This window comes from Janibacter sp. CFPM2_SD2 (genome assembly GCF_057364645.1).
The window spans coordinates 1-1841 of sequence record NZ_JBNFOF010000319.1 but is presented as its reverse complement, the minus strand read 5'-3'; the positions used below and the strand labels follow the sequence as shown (position 1 = coordinate 1841).

The following is a 1841-nucleotide window of genomic DNA, read 5'->3' as shown; positions in this document are numbered from 1 at the left end:
GCTCCAGCGCGGCGGCGCCGACCCCGCCGTCCGCGTCGATCCCTCGCGCGACCTCGGGCGGCAGGGCCGCGTGGAGCACCTCGGTCAGCGCGCTCTCGACGGCCTCACGCCCCGCGAAGTGCTGTCCCTCCAGCAGATCGGTCTCGAAGGTGCGCTCGTTGACGCGCTCGAGCGACTCGCTGGCCGCCGCAGCGACGAGGAAGCCGCTCGCCGGGTCAAGGGCACCGGAGTTGGCCAGCTCGAGGCTGGCCTCGGCACGCCGCACGATGTGGGCGTCGAGGGCCGACAGGGCCCCCTCGACCTTCGCGTGCAGCCGGTCGAGCCGCGCCGCGCTGTAGGAGAGGTACCAGGCGAGGACGAGGACCACGCACAGCGCGAGGGCGATCCAGCTCAGCGTCTCCATGGCTCTCCTGCCTGACCGTGGTCACGGCCCTCGCCGGGCAGGCGCCCCAGCCCCGGCCGCAGACGGGTGACCTCGTGGTGCCGGTGCCCGGCGTCGAGGACCGTCTCGTAGACGGCGATGATCTCGCGCGCCACGACGTCCCAGTCGAAGACGCGTGCCCGCTCCCGGCCCAGCTGTGAGAGCGTCGCGCGTCGCGCCGGATCGCCGAGGAGCTCGATCGTGCGTGCCGCCAGGTCGTCGGGGCGCTCGGAGTGGAAGAGCGCCCCGGCCATGCCGCTCCGGCCTCCGTCGAGGACCCGCTGGAAGGCCGCGAGGTCACTGGCGAGCACCGGCGCACCGGCGGCCATCGCCTCGACGAGCACGATCCCGAAGCTCTCTCCCCCGGTGTGCGGCGCGACGTAGAGGTCGGCCGAGGCCAGCGCACGCGCCTTGTCCTCGTCGGACAGGGCGCCGAGGAACTCGGCTGCGGCAGCGACCCGCTCGGGCATGCGCGCTCGCGCCGCCTCGGCGCTGCCCGGCCCGACGACGAGCAGTCGCGCCCCGGGCACGGCGTCGAGCACGGCGGGCATGGCCTCGGTGAGGACCGGCAGACCCTTGCGCGGCTCGTCGATGCGGCCGAGGAAGACGATCGTCGGTCGGCCGGGCGCACCGGTCCACTGCGGGTCACGGGTGACCGAGGCGAAGGCCGAGGTGTCGACGCCGTTGGGGATGACGACGGCGTCCCCGCCGATGTGGGTCGTCACCGTGCGGCGGGCGTCCTCGGAGACGGCGATGCGGCCGTGGATCTTTTCCAACGAGGGGCGCAGCAAGGGGTAGGCAGCCTGCATGACGCGGGAGCGGACGTTGGAGGTGTGGAAGGTCGCGACGACGGGGGTCGTCGCCGCCCACAGCGCGAGGATCGACAGGCTCGGTGCGAGCGGCTCGTGGATGTGCACGACGTCGAAGTCGCCCTCCTCGAGCCAGCGGCCCACCTTGCCCGCCGCCACCGGGCCGAAGAGCAGGCGGGCGGTCGAGCCGTTGTAGCGGATCGGCACGGCGCGGCCGGCGGGCACGACGTAGTCGGGCAACGCGGTGCCCTCGTCGGCCGGGGCGAGCACGGAGGCCTGGTGACCGTGGGCGCCGAGGTACTCCGCGAGGTCGCGGATGTGGAACTGCACTCCCCCGGGCACGTCGAAGGAGTAAGGGCTGACGAGGCCGATCCTCATGCGACCTCCCGTCGGGAGGCCTCGCGTCGGGCGGCATCGCGTGCCGGGTCGAGGTCGTCGACGAAGACCCGCTGCATCATGTGCCAGTCGGCGGTGTGCTCGCGGATCGCCGAGCCGAAGGCGTTGGCGCAGGCCTGGGTCGTGCGGGCCACCGCGTCGGGCGCGCTCGCCGGTGCGACGGCGACGGCGTCGTGGACGGTCACGACCATGCCCCAGGTGCCGCGACCCGCTCG

Annotated in this window: 2 protein-coding genes and 1 pseudogene; all 3 read right to left on the bottom strand. The window is 74.0% G+C overall.

Annotated features, from left to right (window positions below):
- The coding region (locus AC2W7J_RS17875) for a hypothetical protein (RefSeq protein ID WP_485984083.1) at positions 1-403 on the bottom strand (403 nt) is incomplete at its 3' end.
- The gene (locus AC2W7J_RS17870; RefSeq protein ID WP_255186193.1) at positions 391-1608 is read right to left on the bottom strand and encodes a glycosyltransferase family 4 protein; all 1218 of its coding nucleotides are present in this window, start codon (positions 1606-1608) and stop codon (positions 391-393) included. The genes AC2W7J_RS17875 and AC2W7J_RS17870, both read right to left, overlap by 13 nt.
- Positions 1605-1841, bottom strand: a pseudogene (locus tag AC2W7J_RS17865) (phosphatidylinositol mannoside acyltransferase); the annotation flags it as partial. The pseudogene AC2W7J_RS17865 and the gene AC2W7J_RS17870, both read right to left, overlap by 4 nt.